Source organism: Bacillus sp. 3a (assembly GCF_017161885.1).
Lineage (GTDB): Bacteria > Bacillota > Bacilli > Bacillales > Bacillaceae > Bacillus > Bacillus safensis.
Map to the genome: position 1 here is coordinate 1,589,439 of NZ_CP067376.1, position 17,296 is coordinate 1,606,734.

Below are 17,296 nucleotides of genomic sequence, written 5' to 3' on the forward strand. Positions count from 1 at the left end.
ACCTGGGAGGTAATATCATTGTCACAAGGCGAAAAAATTACAGTTACTGGCGGCGTATTGAATGTACCAAATAATCCAATTATCCCGTTTATCGAAGGGGACGGAATCGGTCCTGACATTTGGAAAGCAGCATCAAGAGTACTTGAAGCAGCTGTAGAAAAAGCATATAAAGGTGAAAAGCAAATCACTTGGAAAGAAGTATATGCAGGTGAGAAAGCTTACAATAAAACTGGAGAGTGGCTTCCTGAGCAAACGCTTGAAGACATTCGTGAATACTTAATCGCGATTAAAGGACCACTAACAACACCAATTGGCGGAGGAATCCGTTCATTAAACGTGGCACTTAGACAAGAGCTTGATTTATTCACATGCTTACGTCCAGTTCGATGGTTCAAAGGCGTACCTTCTCCTGTGAAACGTCCAGAAGACACAGATATGGTGATCTTCCGTGAGAACACAGAAGATATCTATGCAGGTATCGAGTATGCAAAAGGTTCAGACGAAGTGAAGAAGTTAATTGACTTCTTGAAAAACGAATTAGGTGTGAACAAAATCCGTTTCCCAGAAACGTCAGGTATCGGAATCAAGCCAGTTTCTGAAGAGGGTACATCCCGTCTTGTCAGAGCGGCTATCCAATATGCAATTGACCAAGGCCGTAAATCTGTGACGCTTGTTCACAAAGGAAACATCATGAAATTTACAGAAGGTGCCTTCAAAAACTGGGGCTACGAAGTGGCTGAAAAAGAGTTTGGCGACAAGGTCTTTACATGGGCACAATATGATCGTATTGTAGAACAAGATGGAAAAGATGCGGCAAACAAAGCGCAAAGTGAAGCAGAAGCTGCTGGCAAAATCATTGTCAAAGACAGCATTGCAGATATTTTCCTTCAACAAATCCTAACTCGTCCAGCTGAGTTCGATGTTGTGGCTACAATGAACTTAAATGGAGATTACATCTCTGATGCACTTGCAGCACAAGTTGGTGGAATTGGTATCGCACCTGGTGCGAACATCAACTACGAAACAGGACACGCTATTTTTGAAGCGACTCACGGAACAGCACCAAAATATGCTGGTCTTGATAAAGTGAATCCATCTTCTGTTCTTCTATCAGGTGTGCTTTTACTTGAGCACCTTGGCTGGCAGGAAGCAGCTGATCTAGTGATTCAATCTGTTGAAAAAACAATTGCATCTAAAGTTGTCACGTACGATTTTGCTAGATTAATGGATGGCGCAACAGAAGTAAAATGTTCTGAGTTTGCTGACGAGCTCATCAAAAACTTGTCTTGATTCTTAAACTTTAAAGTTAAAGGGGAAAAAGGAAATGGCAAACAAGCGTAAAAAAGTATCTGTCATCGGAGCAGGTTTTACTGGAGCAACTACAGCATTTCTAACAGCTCAAAAAGAATTAGCGGATGTCGTATTAGTTGATATCCCGCAGCTTGAAAACCCAACAAAAGGGAAAGCACTTGATATGCTGGAAGCAAGCCCTGTTCAAGGCTTCGATGCGAACATTACAGGCACTTCTAACTACGAAGATACAGCCGGTTCTGATGTCGTGGTCATTACGGCAGGAATTGCAAGAAAGCCGGGAATGAGCCGTGACGATCTCGTGTCCACAAATGAAAAAATCATGCGCAGCGTGACACGCGAAATCGTTAAATATTCTCCAGAAGCCATTATTGTTGTGTTAACAAACCCTGTTGATGCAATGACATATGCAGTTTATAAAGAATCAGGATTACCAAAAGAAAAAGTCATTGGACAATCGGGCATTCTTGATACAGCACGTTTCCGTACATTTGTTGCTCAAGAATTAAACCTATCTGTCAAAGATGTGACGGGCTTTGTCCTTGGTGGACATGGCGATGACATGGTTCCGCTTGTTCGTTACTCTTATGCTGGCGGTATCCCGCTTGAAACATTGATTCCAAAAGATCGAATTGATGCGATTGTTGAAAGAACAAGAAAAGGCGGCGGCGAAATCGTAAACCTATTAGGTAACGGTAGTGCCTATTATGCACCTGCTGCTTCACTAGTAGAAATGGTTGAGGCGATTCTAAAAGATCAGCGCCGCGTCATCCCAACGATTGCATACCTTGAAGGTGAATATGGCTACGAAGGCATTTACCTTGGAGTACCAACAATCGTAGGTGGAAACGGCCTTGAGCAGATCATTGAGCTTGAGTTGACAGAAGAAGAAAGAAGTCAGCTTGACCGTTCTGTTGAATCTGTTAAGAACGTCATGAAAGTATTGTCTTAATATGAAAAAAAGAAGGCTTCTCTTATGAGGGGCCTTCTTTTTGTTTACAAAACAAATCTTGTCGAAATTTTAAATTGTCCTCTTGTTAAGCTTTCGTTAAAATGAAAGAGAAAGCATGACTTCTCGCTTTTCACATAAGATACAAAAAAACGGATGCAGGGGAAATCACTAATTGGAGGCACAACATGAATAAAAAAATATTAGTTGTGGATGATGAAGAATCGATTGTAACACTTCTAAGCTATAACCTTGAAAGGGCGGGCTATGATGTCGTCACAGCAAGAGATGGGGAAGAAGCGCTTGAAAAAGCAGCAAGTGAACAGCCTGATCTCATTGTATTAGATTTAATGCTTCCGAAGATGGACGGCATTGAAGTGTGTAAACAACTGAGAATTCAAAAAATGATGTTCCCTATTTTAATGCTGACAGCAAAGGACGATGAATTTGATAAGGTGCTCGGTCTTGAGCTTGGAGCCGATGATTACATGACAAAGCCATTTAGTCCTAGAGAAGTGGGTGCTCGGGTAAAAGCCATCTTGAGAAGAGCGCAGCAATCTCAGCCTGTCCCCGCGCAAGAGGAGAAGGAAGAGGTCATTGCAGACCAAATCAAAATTGGTGAACTGCGCATTTTACCAGAACACTACGAAGTCTACTTCCAAGAAGAACGCCTAGAGCTTACGCCGAAGGAATTTGAACTGCTGCTTTATTTGGCCAAGCATAAAGGACGTGTCCTCACACGTGATCTGCTGCTAAGTGCCGTTTGGAATTATGACTTTGCAGGTGACACTCGTATTGTGGATGTACATATCAGCCACTTGCGGGACAAAATTGAAAAGAATACGAAAAAACCAACATACATTAAAACCATTCGCGGATTAGGCTACAAATTGGAGGAGCCAAAGCCAAATGAGTAAAATTAGAACCCGTCTGTTTTCGGGACTTATTTTTCTCCTTTTTATTGTGTTTGTTGCACTTGGCCTTTTTTTGGATCACATGTTCCATGTTTTTTATGAAACAAAATTAACGGAACGAATGGAAAATGAATCGAGCTTTCTTCTTTCTTCCATGGATGGTGATGATCTGCAGGCGAAGCAAAACAAGGAGATCCTCAATCAGGCAAAGCAGCATCTCGATATGAATGCGTCAATTGTGGACCTGAAGGGGAATATCATACATACAACGGGTCAAGCGGAGCAAATGGGCATCATTCAAAACACACTGAACAATGAACGCCTTCAAACAAAAGGCGTCGTCATTGAGGATGAGAAGGATGCGCTGTTTCATTACGCAGTCCCTATCCTGAAACAAAACAAACCGGTGGGCTATTTATTTCTCCATGCGTCATTCCAGCCTTTAAATGAAATTGACGGCCAGCTTTGGCTCGCATTAGCCGTTTGTCTTGGCTCGGCGATTATTATTATCGTTTTCTTTGGATACCGCATGTCGATGAAATATGTAAAACCGATAGATTATGCCACAAAGGTAGCCAAACAGCTGGAACGCGGGAACTATGATACCAATCATTATGAAGAGCTCATCATCGAAACAAGTGAGCTTAATACATCAATGAAGCGCCTGGCAGAAAGCCTTCAAGAAATGACTAGCACTGGGGAAATGCAGCGGGACCGTCTGCAAACAGTCATTGAAAACATCGGTGCAGGAATTATTTTGATTGATAAGATGGGATATATCAACCTAGTCAATCGAACCTTCCGCAAGCAGTTTAAAGTGCAAAAGCACATTTACATGCACAAGCTGTACCATGAAGCATTTACTCATGAAGAAATTATTGAGCTGATTGACGAAATTTTCATGACAGAAACGAAGGTGCGGAAGTTTTTACGCCTGGCCGTTGACATTGAACGGCGCTACTTCCAGGTGGATGGTGTTCCCATTTTAAGTACAGACGATGAATGGAAAGGAATTGTCCTTGTATTTCATGACGTGACAGAAACAAAGCAGCTGGAGCAGATGCGAAAAGATTTTGTCGCCAATGTGTCTCACGAATTAAAGACACCGATTACGTCGATTAAAGGATTCTCCGAAACTCTTCTTGATGGAGCGATTGATGACAAAGAAGCGCTGACACAATTCCTTTCCATCATTCTAAAAGAGAGTGTCCGTCTCGAAACTCTTATTCAAGATTTACTCGATCTTTCCAAAATCGAGCAGCAGCATTTCAAACTGAATATTCAAGACGCCAATGCGACAGAAATCATTCAAGAGATTGAAGTCCTTTTAAAACAAAAGGCCGCAGAAAAAGGCATTCAATTACAAGTGCGAATCCCGAAAGAGCCTGTCTATGTGATGGCAGATCCGCTGAGGTTAAAGCAAATCTTCCTCAATCTCGTGAACAATGCCCTTACCTATACACCAGAGGGAGGGAGTGTCACCATTTCAGCAAGACCGCGGAAAGGCGCCTATGAATTTGATGTAGCAGATACAGGAATCGGCATGAAGAAAAGCGAGATTCCAAGAATATTTGAGAGATTTTATCGAATTGATAAAGATAGAAGTAGAAATTCAGGCGGTACAGGACTTGGTCTTGCCATTGTCAAACACCTTGTGGAGGCGCATGAAGGGACGATTTCGGTCCATAGCAAACAAGGCAAAGGAACGACTTTTACAGTGAGCCTGAAATCAAAATAGGAAAAAAGGAAAGTCACGTTAAAATTTACATGATCTTTACAATGGATTCATGTTTAGTTAAACAATCATTGGTAGGATGAATAGGAACCCCTTCATCCAAGGAGCCAATTTTGTAAGGACGAAAACACTTGTTGTTTTCGTCCCTTTTTTTATGCAGGTTCGACTATTTTCTTTTCAAAATAAACTTTGATAAAATGATGATACAATGTGTGAAAGAGACGGCTGAAATGGCTCAGCCGATGGAGGATTAAAACATGACAGACAAAAAGAAATTAGTACTAGTGGATGGAAACAGTCTCGCATATCGAGCCTTTTTTGCATTGCCGCTATTATCAAATGATAAAGGCGTCCATACAAATGCCATTTATGGCTTTGCGATGATCTTAATGAAGATGCTCGAGGACGAGAAGCCAACCCATATGCTTGTCGCATTTGATGCGGGAAAAACAACGTTCCGCCACGAGACATTTAAAGAATATAAAGGCGGAAGACAAAAAACGCCGCCAGAGCTATCAGAACAAATGCCGTTTATCCGTGAACTATTAGATGCCTATCAGGTGAAAAGATACGAGCTTCCTCAATACGAGGCAGACGATATTATTGGGACATTGGCTGTGGAGGCAGAAAAAGACGGCTTTGAAGTCAAAATTTTCTCAGGAGATAAGGACTTAACGCAGCTCTCAACAGACCATACGACGGTAGCAATTACGAAAAAAGGCATTACAGAAGTAGAATATTACACACCGGCTCATATTGAAGAGAAATATGGCCTGCGCCCAGATCAAATCATCGATATGAAAGGTTTGATGGGAGATTCCTCAGATAATATCCCAGGGGTGCCAGGTGTAGGTGAAAAAACAGCGATTAAATTGTTAAAGCAGTTTGAAACGGTTGAAAACCTGCTTGAACATATTGACGAAGTCAGCGGGAAAAAACTCAAAGAAAAGCTTGAAGAATATAAAGAGCAGGCAGTGATGAGTAAAAAACTCGCAACGATTCTTGTAGAAGCGCCAATTGATGTATCAAGCAAGGATCTCGCATATGAAGGTCCTCATATGGATCAAGTGATCTCTCTTTATAAAGAACTAGGCTTTCAAACGCTGCTAGAACGTCTAGGAGAAGCACCAGAAACAGGTGAACAGGTCGAAGTAGAAGCATTAGAAGTGAAAAAAATGACCGAAGTAACGGATGAGATGCTGACAGATCATGCCGCCCTTGTGGTAGAACAGCTTGGAGATAATTATCATGAAGCAGATTTGATTGGTTTTGCGATCCATAATGAAAATGGTGCGTTTTTTATCACGAAAGAAGATGCACTTCAATCAGATGCATTTAAACAATGGGTACAGGATGAAACGAAGAAGAAATGGGTCTTTGATTCAAAAAGAGCAGTTGTCGCCCTCAGATGGCATGATGTCGATCTAAAAGGTGTCGATAACGATGTTCTGCTCGCTTCCTATGTCGTCAACCCTCAGAAATCGTATGAGGACGTCGCAAGTGTGGCGAAGGAATACGGTCTTAACATCGCTCTTTCTGATGAAAAAGTGTACGGAAAAGGAGCAAAGCAGGCGATTCCACCTGAAGATGAACTGAAGGAACATCTTGGGCGAAAAGCAGCGGCGATCTCTGCTCTGCATGATTTAACACTTGAAGCGCTAGAAAAAAATGATCAGCATGAACTATATGAAGACTTAGAGCTGCCGCTTGCCCTCATCTTAGGTGAAATGGAATCCCTTGGCGTAAAGGTAGATATTGAGCGCCTAGAAAAGATGGGTGAAGAGTTAACGAAAAAGCTGAAAGAATATGAAGAAACCATTCACCGCTTAGCAGGTGAAACGTTTAATATCAATTCTCCTAAACAGCTTGGCGTGATTCTTTTTGAAAAATTAGGCCTGCCGATTATTAAAAAGACAAAGACGGGCTATTCGACATCTGCGGATGTTCTTGAAAAGCTTGAAGATAAGCACGAGATCATTCGGTCCATTCTGCATTACCGCCAAATTGGAAAGCTCCAATCGACCTATGTGGAAGGCTTAATGAAAGTAACGCGCAAGGATACCCATAAAGTGCATACACGATTTAATCAAGCGCTCACGCAAACAGGAAGATTAAGCTCAACAGATCCCAACTTGCAAAATATCCCGATTCGTTTAGAGGAAGGACGAAAGATTCGTCAAGCATTCGTCCCTTCAAAAGAAGGCTGGCTCATGTTTGCTGCTGACTATTCTCAAATTGAGCTGCGTGTACTCGCTCATATTTCTCAGGACGAGAATTTGATCGAAGCGTTTACGCAAGATATGGATATTCACACAAAGACAGCGATGGACGTGTTCCATGTCTCAGAAGAAGAAGTGACTTCCTCTATGAGAAGACAAGCCAAGGCAGTCAACTTCGGAATTGTATATGGAATCAGTGACTATGGATTATCTCAAAACCTTGGGATCACAAGAAAAGAAGCAGCTGCCTTTATCGAACGCTATTTAACAAGCTTTAAAGGCGTGAAAACCTATATGGAAGAGATCGTGCAGGAAGCGAAACAAAAAGGATATGTCACGACGCTTCTCAAACGCAGAAGGTATATCCCGGATATCACAAGCCGTAATTTTAATATCAAAAGCTTTGCCGAACGAACAGCCATGAACACACCGATCCAAGGAAGTGCAGCTGATATTATTAAAAAAGCCATGATTGATATGGCGCGAAAGTTAAAAGAAGAAAACTTGCAGGCAAATCTTTTATTACAGGTGCACGATGAATTGATCTTTGAAGCACCGAAAGAAGAAATTGCCATACTTGAAAAAATTGTCCCTGAAGTCATGGAAAATGCACTTCAGCTAGATGTGCCGCTAAAAGTTGATTTTGCTTCAGGCCCATCTTGGTACGACGCAAAATAATAGAGAGAGAAAAAGGAGCGAGGAGCATGCCGGAATTACCAGAAGTTGAAACCGTCCGGCGCACACTCAAGCGGTTAGTCGAAGGAAAAACGATTGAAACGGTCGATATTAAATGGCCAAATATCATCAAACGTCCTGGGGAGCCGGAAGAGTTCGCAAGAAGGATGGTAGGAGAAACGATACAAACCATTGAAAGAAGAGGAAAGTTTCTTCTCTTTCATTTAGACCATTACGTGATGGTCTCCCATTTAAGGATGGAAGGGAAATACCGTGTACATGAAGCGCATGAGCCATACGATAAACATGTCCACGTCGTCTTTACGTTTACAGACGGTACTGAGCTTCGGTATCATGATGTGCGTAAATTTGGCACGATGCATTTATTTCAGCCGGGTGAAGAAGAAAAGGAACTCCCGCTTTCACAGCTGGGGTATGAGCCTTTTGATGATCAATTCACTCCGGAATATTTATGGGAGCAATTGAAAAAAACATCCCGTGTGGTCAAAACAGCGCTGCTTGATCAAAAGATTGTCGTGGGACTAGGTAATATTTATGTAGATGAGGTTTTGTTTAAAGCAGGCATTCATCCAGAAACAAAAGCGAATCAGCTCAGCCTTGAATCGTGTAAAGTGCTCCACAGGCATATTATCGATACACTTCAAGTAGCGGTAGATGCAGGAGGCAGCACGATTCGATCATATATCAATTCACAAGGTGATATTGGCACATTTCAGCTGCAGCTTCTTGTGTATGACCGGCGGGGAGAGCCTTGTCAAACATGCGGAAGCATCATTGAGAAAACAGTAGTCGGAGGGCGCGGCACTCATTTTTGTGTGACCTGTCAAAAACGTCCTCAATAAAAATCAGCCATCAGCATGCTTCCTTTTTGCTGTGCATACGATAAAAAACATTCATTTTTCAGCAAGGTGTAGACTGACACACAGCCCACCTGCTCTTCATATAGTGAAGAAGAGTCTAAGGACGCCCAGAGACTCTTGATCATCGTTGCATGAACAGAAAGGAAGAGTTCAGGTATGATTTCGATTTCGCTCCTGTTTTTAGCTATTGCAGTCAGTATTGACAGCTTTTCTGTAGGCTTTACGTATGGCCTTCGTAAAATGAAGATTCCATTTAAAGCGATTGTCATTATTGCATGCTGTTCAGGGATTGTGCTGCTCATTTCCATGCTGATTGGCAGCCTGCTGACGACATTCCTCCCTGTCTCAGTGACAGATAAACTTGGTGGAGGCATTTTAATCGCCATTGGACTTTGGGTCCTTTATCAATTTTACAAACCAGCGAAAGAGCGTGATTTGCTTCTTCATGAAAAGACATTGCTCAATGTGGAAGTGCAATCGCTTGGTCTTGTTATTCAAATTTTGCGAAAGCCGACAAGTGCTGATATTGACCGTTCTGGGACGATCAATGGAATAGAAGCGGTGCTTCTTGGGATTGCTTTATCCATTGATGCATTTGGCGCAGGGATTGGCGCTGCGATTCTAGGCTTTTCTCCAATTGTCATGAGTATCACTGTGGCCGTGATGAGCTCACTCTTTGTGTGTATCGGGCTCCGTGCCGGGCATTACTTGGCCAATTGGCGCTGGATCGATAAACTTGCATGCTTACCAGGGCTTCTGCTCATTTTAATTGGGGTGTGGAAGCTGTAAAGGAGGAAATCAATTGACGCTTGTCATTGGATTAACAGGCGGGATTGCTAGTGGAAAAAGCACCGTCTCGCAAATGATAAAAGAGCAGGGCATCAGGGTCGTGGACGCAGATGTCATTGCAAAAGAAGCGGTTGCTAAAGGTACACCAGCTCTTCAACAAATCGTTCAAGCCTTTGGTGAGGATGTTCTCCTGCCAAATGGGGAGCTGAACCGGCAGCAGCTTGGAGCCATCATTTTTTCTGATGAAGAGAAAAGAAAGCAGCTGAATGCGATTGTTCATCCTGAAGTGAGAAAAGAAATGCTCAAACAGCGAGATGAAGGGGTTAGTCAGAAGGAAACCTTCGTTGTCCTCGATATCCCGCTTTTATTTGAAAGTCAGCTGGAAAGTCTCGTCGACCGCATCATTGTGGTGTATACAACGCCTGAATTGCAGCTGTCGCGGCTCATGAATCGAAATGACCTCGACGAGGAAGAAGCGCTGAATCGAATACACTCTCAGCAGCCTCTTGAGGAGAAATGTAAAAAAGCAGACCGCGTGATAGAGAACACACAAGATCTCGCGTTTATTAGAAAGCAATTGCAGAACATATTAAATGAATGGGAACATACAGATAAGTAAGAGTACATACACGTACTCTTCTTTTTTTATGCTTTATTCTGATTTCCTTTGAAAAGAACAGCCCTTTTTAGAAAATATACGTTTATATACTGGCAATTACATTCTAATGTGATATACTAATTTCATAAATAAATTTATTGAGTATAACACATAATAGAGGAGTGACCTGTTCATGAAGGTAAAAGCAGCGATCAATGGGTTTGGCAGAATTGGACGCATGGTCTTCAGAAAAGCAATGCTTGATGATCAAATTCAAATTGTAGCGGTGAACGCAAGCTATCCTGCCGAAACGCTAGCACATTTAATTAAATATGATACAAATCATGGACGTTACGAATGTGATGTGACAGCAGAAGATGACGCCTTGATTGTGAATGGCAAAAGAGTTCTTTTGCTTAATAATAGAGATCCAAAGCAGCTTCCATGGGGAGAGCTTGGGATTGATATCGTCATTGAAGCAACAGGTAAATTTAATTCAAAAGATCAAGCGATGGGCCATATAGATGCCGGAGCGAAAAAAGTCGTTCTAACAGCTCCAGGCAAAAATGAAGACATTACGATTGTGATGGGTGTCAATGAGGATGATCTTGATCCTGAAAAGCACGTCATTATTTCAAACGCATCTTGTACAACAAACTGTTTAGCACCAGTTGTGAAACTGTTAGATGATGAATTTGGCATCGACAATGGTTTAATGACAACGGTTCATGCTTATACAAATGATCAAAAAAATATCGATAACCCGCATAAGGATCTGCGCCGGGCGAGAGCATGTGCTCAGTCCATTATTCCAACTACGACGGGTGCCGCTAAAGCGCTTTCTTTAGTGCTTCCGCACATGAAAGGGAAATTACATGGACTTGCACTTCGCGTACCAGTTTCCAATGTGTCGATGGTTGATCTTGTCGTTGACTTGAAAAAAGATGTGACAGCCGAAGAAGTCAATGCAGCCTTCTCGAATGCATCTAAAACATCTCTTGCCGGTATTTTAGATTACACAGATGAGCCGCTTGTTTCTACGGACTTTAACACAAATCCTTATTCAGCAGTCGTTGATGGACTGACAACGATGGTAATGGAAGGGAGAAAAGTGAAAGTTCTTGCATGGTATGACAATGAATGGGGTTATTCATGCCGAGTGGTTGACCTTGTAAAGTTTGTCGGCGCACAGATGAAAGAGCTGTCTGCTGTTTGAAATGAAGAAGACGATCGTCCCTTTTCAAGAAATGAGAGAAAATCCCACTAAAAACACAGCTTGCAAAATGGGTCTAAACAAAGTATACTATTTTTCGTGAACTTCTTGTTCGCAGACTCATTCGGGTATACTTAAAGGGTTAGGACCTCTTAGGACTAACTTTCCCCCGTGGTATATGTCCGGTCCGGCTGCTTAGAACTTCACTCTTTCATTCTTGTTTAAAGGGGGGTCCATGATGGAAACAATCGGACGTCACGTTATCTCCGAGCTATGGGGATGCGACTGTGATAAACTGAACGACATGGATTTTATTGAAAAAACGTTTGTAAATGCAGCTTTGAAATCAGGAGCTGAGGTAAGAGAGGTTGCTTTTCACAAATTTGCACCTCAAGGAGTAAGTGGAGTTGTCATTATTTCTGAATCTCATCTGACAATTCACAGCTTTCCTGAACATGGTTATGCGAGCATAGATGTTTATACTTGCGGTGACCTAGATCCGAATATTGCAGCAGATCATATCGGAGATGAATTAGGTGCTGAAACAAGAGAAAACATCGAAATTCCTCGAGGCATGGGACCTGTACAAGTAAAACAGGCACAAGCCAAAGCACTGTAAACATAAAAAAGATTGCAATGGGAGCTGGCCAAAAGCATTGAATGCCTTTGTGTTATGCTCCTTTTTATATTTTTTTGATAAAAAATCCAACATTCCCCAGCTTGTCTATACTTTTGTTCTAGGAAAACAAAGGTTTTTTTTATAAAATAAAGAAAGAGGCATTATGGCAAAGGGGATACGTGTATGACTTTAAGACAAAAGTTTAAACGATTCATGTCAAACCATACAGAAACATCTGACGAGCATCCAGTGTCAGAACTGAAAAGCCATTACTACAAATCGACGAATGCACAAGTTTTTCAAGCGGTGGAAACCATTCTTTCCCGAAGCGATTCTTATCAAGTAACATCTGTTTCAGCAGAACGAGGTGAAATCAGCGCAAACATACGATTGCCGAAAAAAGCCTTTCTCGTGGCGACTGTCATTTCAATTCGTCCTTTTGAAACAGCTGTCGATTTTAATGTGACAACAGAAACGGCCCTGCCAACAGATTTCGGCTATAGTCAGAAGACCGTTCTGTCCCTTTATGATGAACTAGACAAACAACTTCCAAGAATAGATCGGAGCTGATGAAATGAAATGTCCCACATGTCAGCACCTTGGCACAAGGGTGCTTGATTCAAGACCAGTAGATGAAGGGAAATCCATCCGTCGTAGAAGAGAGTGCGAAAGCTGCCAATATCGCTTTACGACGTTTGAAAAATTAGAAGAATTACCGCTGATTGTGGTGAAAAAAGAAGGGATTCGAGAAGAATTCAGCCGGGAAAAAATGCTGAGAGGACTCATCAAAGCGTGTGAAAAGCGTCCTGTTGCTTTAAAGCAGCTGGAGGATGTCTGCTTTAATATCGAAAAAGAACTGCGCAATCAAGGCATGTCAGAGGTGAAAAGCGAGCTTGTAGGTGAAATGGTCATGGACGAGCTGGCGAAAATTGATGAAGTGTCTTACGTCAGGTTTGCCTCGGTTTACCGGCAGTTTAAAGACATCAATGTCTTTATTGATGAATTAAAAGATCTATTAAAGAAAGAACGCTAAAAAGAGCTGGAGATTCTTCATGCTCTTTTTCCTGCGTAAAGCGTAAAACGTAAAAAGAGTGTACAATGGAAACAATCGCAATTCATGGGGAGGATCAGCATATGACAGAGCATTGGAAGGAAGTGCTAGCCGTCGATCCGTATGTCGTCAAAAGCGCTTCATTGCTCGGTGACATCGATAGACAGCTCATCACTCTTTTATATCAGCCGCTTATTGGCATGTCCGCTTTCAGCTTATACATGACGCTGTGGGGTGAGCTGGAACAAAATCGTATGTGGGGGAAACCTGCACCTCATCGGCAGCTCATGGTCATGCTGCAGACGAATTTAAATGATATTTTTGAGGAACGTTTAAAGCTTGAAGCGATCGGCTTACTCCGCACATATGAACAGGAAACGGAAGAAGGCAGACTGTTTACATATGAGCTTGTACCGCCGCTAAGACCAGATGAATTTTTCCAAGATGGTATGCTGAATGTTTTGCTGTACCATCGTGTAGAGAAAGCAAAATATATGCAGCTTCGCGATTATTTCTCCTATCCGGGTGTTCCTGCAGAAGCAAAGAACATTTCACGGTCGTTTGAAGAAGTCTTTCACGTATTGCAGCCAGGCGAACGCAAGATGACAGAAGAAATTCATCAGGCTTCATCGCTTGATCAAGGCTATGAATATGTGACCGTTGGATCGAGTCAGCCGGCACCGCTCTCAGACGAATCCTTTGATTTCGATCTATTATTAGCCGGTATGTCTGACATGATGATTCCAAGAAAGGCTTTGACAAAGCAGGTAAAAGAAACAATTAAGAAGTTAGCTATTGTATACGGCATCACCCCGCTTCAAATGCAAAATATTGTAGCAGGTGCATGCGGTTCGGATCAAATGATCTCAACAGAAGAGCTGAGAAAAGCAGCAAGAGACTGGTACCAAATTGAATACAGAGGCGAACAGCCAAAGCTGATTGATCAAAAACAGCCAAGACACTTGCGACAAGATGCTTCAAAGACGCCGGCAGCGGATACTCCAGATGCAAAATTGATTGAAAAACTGGATCATATTTCGCCTAGAGAGCTGCTAAAAGACATGGCAGATGGTATTGAGCCAACATATGCCGACTTAAGAATTGTCGAAGATATCATGCTCGAGCAGCAGCTAGAGCCAGGTGTCATGAATGTTCTCATCTACTATACATTACTCAAAACAGATATGAAGCTGTCAAAAACATATATGCAAAAAATCGCCGCTCATTGGGTGAGAAAGAAAATTAAAACCGTAGCAGCGGCCATGAAAATTGCCAAAGAAGAAAACAGACAAATGACAGAGTGGGCGCAGCAGAAAAAGCAGCGCAGCACATATGGTTCAGGAAAAGTCGTCAGGGAAGAGAAACTGCCTGACTGGATGAAAGAAACCGAAACAAAAGAACAGCCGGCAAAAGAGCAAACGGACAGTCTGTCTACAGAAGACCTCGAACGAGAAAAAGAAAAACTGTTAGATCAGTTTAAAAATATGAAAAAGTACAATGCACATTAAGGTGAGGTGAGATGGGATGAAACCGATCGGTCGTTCATTTGAACAGCTAAAAGGACGAGTAGATTTTCGCGTGAGATACAATCAGATTAAGGAAAGTGTGTTATCTGATGAAGATGTGAAAGCCTTTTTACAGAAGCATCAAGAAGAGATACATGAAGACATGATCAATCGCAGCTTGAACCGGCTCTTTGAATATGTGCAGCAGTCGAAGGGCTGCTCTTACTGCTTAGATGACGAAAACGTTAATGCGATTTTAGATGGGTATCACCCTAAGCTTGTGATCAAAGGTCAGAGTATTGATATTGAATATTCCCCTTGTCCAGTCAAGCTGCGGCTCGATAGACAGAAGAAACAGCAAGAGCTGATGAAAAGCATGTATATTCCGCAAAATGTCCTTCAAGCGACGTTCGCTGATCTGAATGTTGTGGGAAGACAAGAGGTCATTCAAAAAGTAGGTCAATTCCTCCAAAGCTATGATGAGACTGGAAAAGGAAAAGGCTTGTATTTACACGGAAAGTTTGGGGTAGGAAAAACGTATATACTAGCAGCTATTGCGCAGCAGCTAGCGGAGAAAGAATACCCATCTCTCCTTGTTTACGTGCCTGAATTTGTAAGAGAGTTAAAAAATTCATTAGCCGATCATACGCTAGAAGAAAAGCTGAATATGGTCAAGTCCACTCCTATTTTAATGCTTGATGATATTGGGGCAGAATCGATGACAAGCTGGGTGCGGGATGAACTGCTCGGTACGATCTTACAATACCGTATGGCAGAGCAGCTGCCGACATTTTTCTCTTCTAATTTCTCACCAAACGAGCTGAAGCATCACTTTACGTACTCACAGCGGGGAGAAAAAGAAGAGGTCAAAGCCGCTCGTTTAATGGAACGGATTCTCTATTTAGCAGAGCCTGTCTTGCTCGAAGGAGAAAACCGCCGTCATTTATAAAAGCGTATGTCACCTGAAGGAGGAGCAAATGAAATGAACAAAAGAAAATGGCTGCTTTTTCTTGGGATTGGCATTCTTGCTGCTGCGCTGTGGTGGCTGAATAAACAGCATCTTCAGCTGGCGCCGAAAGATGTGAAGAATTGGGTGCTTCAATTTGGGATGCTGGCTCCCTTTGTTTTTCTTTTCTTATCTCTTTTCCGCCCGTTTGTTCTTGTTCCGATTACGGTCTTTTCCTTGGCGGCAGGTTTGGCATTCGGCAGTGTCCTTGGGACGATTTATGCCCTCATTGGAGCGACAGCCGGGGCAACAGGCTCTTTCATGATTGCTTCAACCTTTCGTGCAAAAAAGAAGGAAACGGAATCAAACAGCCGAAAGCTGAAAGCGGTGACGTCCCGCATTCAGGAGCATGGATTTCTTTATATTTTGTTATTGCGTATTGCACCGATTCATTTTGATTTTGTCAGCTATGCGGCAGCTGCTTCACGTGCAAATTATCGTGCATTTGTGACAGCCACCTTTTTAGGCTTAATACCGGGTACAATTGCGTTAAATGTTCTCGGCTCAAGCTTTGTCAGCGGCAATTATGCCGCCTTAGTGGTTGTTTGTTTGATTTATTTGATCTTTATCTCTGTTCCACTCATTTTAAAAAGAAAGATGCCTGATTTATTTTAGGCGTCTATTTTTTATGTTCCCCCCATATATATGTAACAGATGTCGTTAGGGGGGACAAACATGCTTGAAATAATCTTTGAAGATGAATATGATACCGCCGCTTTTTTACATCTTGCTGAACACTTGGACAGTCGGCATCACATGTCAATTCAACAAGGGAAAGACCGGCTTCTCATAGAGGCGAAGGAATCCGAAGAAGCACTTGAGCACATTGTGCGGCCATTACTGGTTCACTTTTTTTTGGAATGCAAAGAAAATGAGCGCATGCGCAGCATCCTTGAAAACACCTATTTGTTTAAAGATCCCGAAGAGCAGCACCAAATTCTTTCCATCGCACACAGTATCATGAACGGGGATTTAGATGATATTCCCGGTATTCAGCAAGACCCGTCAAGAGAAGCCCTTTTAAAAAAGGAGCTTGAGGCGATTTCTTTACAGCAAGGCGTTTTTTCAATTGGTTCATTTATGACATTTAGGCTGTCAGAGTATGACCGAAGGCTGAAGAACTATGTTGAAGTGTCCATTGAAGAATACAAAATGGAGCAGGAGTATCAAAACTTCATTCAATCGCTTCGAGACTATGTGATGGCAAGAGAGCCTAGGCTCGAAAAAGTACATGTTGTGCATCAGGACCGCCTGGTGATTTGGGAATTTCGCTACGCTTCTGAGCGTGATCAAAAACAATACATAGACAGACAGTTTGTAAGAGAGCATCCAATGTATATTGATTCTCAGCTGATTGCACCGCTTGTCTCCATTGCACCGCAAAAAATTGACCTATTTACAAATGATACAGGTCACTCGATGGTGCAAACCATTCAAAATATTTTTCAAGAAAGGGTCGAGGTGTTCCCGTCTCATTCATTCCAAGAGCAGAATGTTCAATTTGTACATGCTCATTTCAACAAGAAAAGTGAAAAGCTTTCTTGATTTTCACGAAAAAACGTTTTATAATACGGTGTAACTTCATACAGAGACCGTATTGATAAGGACATGAACAAATGAACACCCGCTTAAAGAGAGGGAAGCCGCGGCTGAAAGCTTCCTAGCAGAGGACCATTTGCTTTACCACCTTTGAACATCAGCTGTGAACTTTTTAGTAATGGCTGACGGGAATTCCCGTTATCGAAACGCAAGCCGTATTTGCTTATGAAAAAGCAAGCTGCAAATACGGGAAAAAGGGTGGAACCACGATTCCGTTTATTCAACCTCGTCC

16 protein-coding genes and 1 other annotated feature (1 of these 17 running past the window's edge) are annotated in these 17,296 nt (G+C 42.2%); all 16 genes read left to right on the top strand.

Features of this window, described 5'->3' with window-relative positions; genetic code table 11:
- Nucleotides 1-18 precede the first annotated feature (18 nt).
- The 16 genes from icd (at nucleotide 19) to ytxC (ending at nucleotide 17,010) form a co-directional block, all read left to right on the top strand.
- Entirely contained in the window at nucleotides 19-1,290 is a 1,272-nt protein-coding gene (gene icd / locus JJ692_RS07980; RefSeq protein WP_024424789.1) for an NADP-dependent isocitrate dehydrogenase, read from the top strand.
- 34 nt (nucleotides 1,291-1,324) lie between these two features.
- The gene (gene mdh, locus JJ692_RS07985) at nucleotides 1,325-2,263 is read left to right on the top strand and encodes a malate dehydrogenase (RefSeq protein WP_008356047.1); all 939 of its coding nucleotides are present in this window, start codon (nucleotides 1,325-1,327) and stop codon (nucleotides 2,261-2,263) included.
- 185 nt (nucleotides 2,264-2,448) lie between these two features.
- Nucleotides 2,449-3,177: a response regulator transcription factor gene (locus JJ692_RS07990; protein WP_024426141.1), complete on the top strand. Its 729-nt coding sequence runs from the start codon at nucleotides 2,449-2,451 to the stop codon at nucleotides 3,175-3,177.
- Nucleotides 3,170-4,912, top strand: a complete 1,743-nt coding sequence (gene pnpS, locus JJ692_RS07995) for a two-component system histidine kinase PnpS (RefSeq protein ID WP_206534391.1) — start codon at nucleotides 3,170-3,172, stop codon at nucleotides 4,910-4,912. Before JJ692_RS07990 ends, pnpS begins: the two co-directional genes overlap by 8 nt.
- A gap of 254 nt (nucleotides 4,913-5,166) precedes the next feature.
- Nucleotides 5,167-7,806, top strand: coding sequence for a DNA polymerase I (gene polA, locus JJ692_RS08000; RefSeq protein ID WP_024424786.1), 2,640 nt, complete (start codon nucleotides 5,167-5,169; stop codon nucleotides 7,804-7,806).
- 26 nt (nucleotides 7,807-7,832) lie between these two features.
- Nucleotides 7,833-8,666 carry a DNA-formamidopyrimidine glycosylase gene (mutM, locus tag JJ692_RS08005; RefSeq protein ID WP_024426140.1) on the top strand — a complete coding sequence of 278 codons (834 nt, stop codon included), beginning with the start codon at nucleotides 7,833-7,835 and terminating at the stop codon, nucleotides 8,664-8,666.
- 174 nt (nucleotides 8,667-8,840) lie between these two features.
- On the top strand, nucleotides 8,841-9,473 hold the full coding sequence (ytaF, locus tag JJ692_RS08010) for a sporulation membrane protein YtaF (protein ID WP_024425705.1): 633 nt from the start codon (nucleotides 8,841-8,843) through the stop codon (nucleotides 9,471-9,473).
- Between the two features lie 13 nt (nucleotides 9,474-9,486).
- Entirely contained in the window at nucleotides 9,487-10,092 is a 606-nt protein-coding gene (gene coaE / locus JJ692_RS08015) for a dephospho-CoA kinase (protein WP_206534392.1), read from the top strand.
- A 172-nt stretch (nucleotides 10,093-10,264) separates the two neighbouring features.
- A complete protein-coding gene (locus JJ692_RS08020; protein WP_024425707.1) occupies nucleotides 10,265-11,287 on the top strand; it encodes a glyceraldehyde-3-phosphate dehydrogenase in 1,023 nt (340 codons plus the stop codon).
- A gap of 235 nt (nucleotides 11,288-11,522) precedes the next feature.
- A complete protein-coding gene (gene speD / locus JJ692_RS08025) occupies nucleotides 11,523-11,903 on the top strand; it encodes an adenosylmethionine decarboxylase (RefSeq protein WP_003216492.1) in 381 nt (126 codons plus the stop codon).
- 183 nt (nucleotides 11,904-12,086) lie between these two features.
- Complete coding sequence (locus JJ692_RS08030) at nucleotides 12,087-12,473, top strand: hypothetical protein (protein WP_024425708.1); 387 nt, start codon at nucleotides 12,087-12,089, stop codon at nucleotides 12,471-12,473.
- A 4-nt stretch (nucleotides 12,474-12,477) separates the two neighbouring features.
- On the top strand, nucleotides 12,478-12,936 hold the full coding sequence (gene nrdR, locus JJ692_RS08035) for a transcriptional regulator NrdR (RefSeq protein ID WP_003216720.1): 459 nt from the start codon (nucleotides 12,478-12,480) through the stop codon (nucleotides 12,934-12,936).
- A gap of 101 nt (nucleotides 12,937-13,037) precedes the next feature.
- Entirely contained in the window at nucleotides 13,038-14,462 is a 1,425-nt protein-coding gene (dnaB, locus tag JJ692_RS08040) for a replicative helicase loading/DNA remodeling protein DnaB (RefSeq protein WP_206534457.1), read from the top strand.
- 16 nt (nucleotides 14,463-14,478) lie between these two features.
- On the top strand, nucleotides 14,479-15,408 hold the full coding sequence (gene dnaI, locus JJ692_RS08045; protein ID WP_024425710.1) for a primosomal protein DnaI: 930 nt from the start codon (nucleotides 14,479-14,481) through the stop codon (nucleotides 15,406-15,408).
- Nucleotides 15,409-15,441: 33 nt separating this feature from the next.
- Entirely contained in the window at nucleotides 15,442-16,080 is a 639-nt protein-coding gene (locus JJ692_RS08050) for a TVP38/TMEM64 family protein (RefSeq protein ID WP_025092250.1), read from the top strand.
- Nucleotides 16,081-16,140: 60 nt separating this feature from the next.
- Nucleotides 16,141-17,010: a putative sporulation protein YtxC gene (gene ytxC, locus JJ692_RS08055; RefSeq protein WP_024425712.1), complete on the top strand. Its 870-nt coding sequence runs from the start codon at nucleotides 16,141-16,143 to the stop codon at nucleotides 17,008-17,010.
- Between the two features lie 43 nt (nucleotides 17,011-17,053).
- Nucleotides 17,054-17,296: a binding site (T-box leader), on the top strand (it continues 5 nt past the right edge of the window).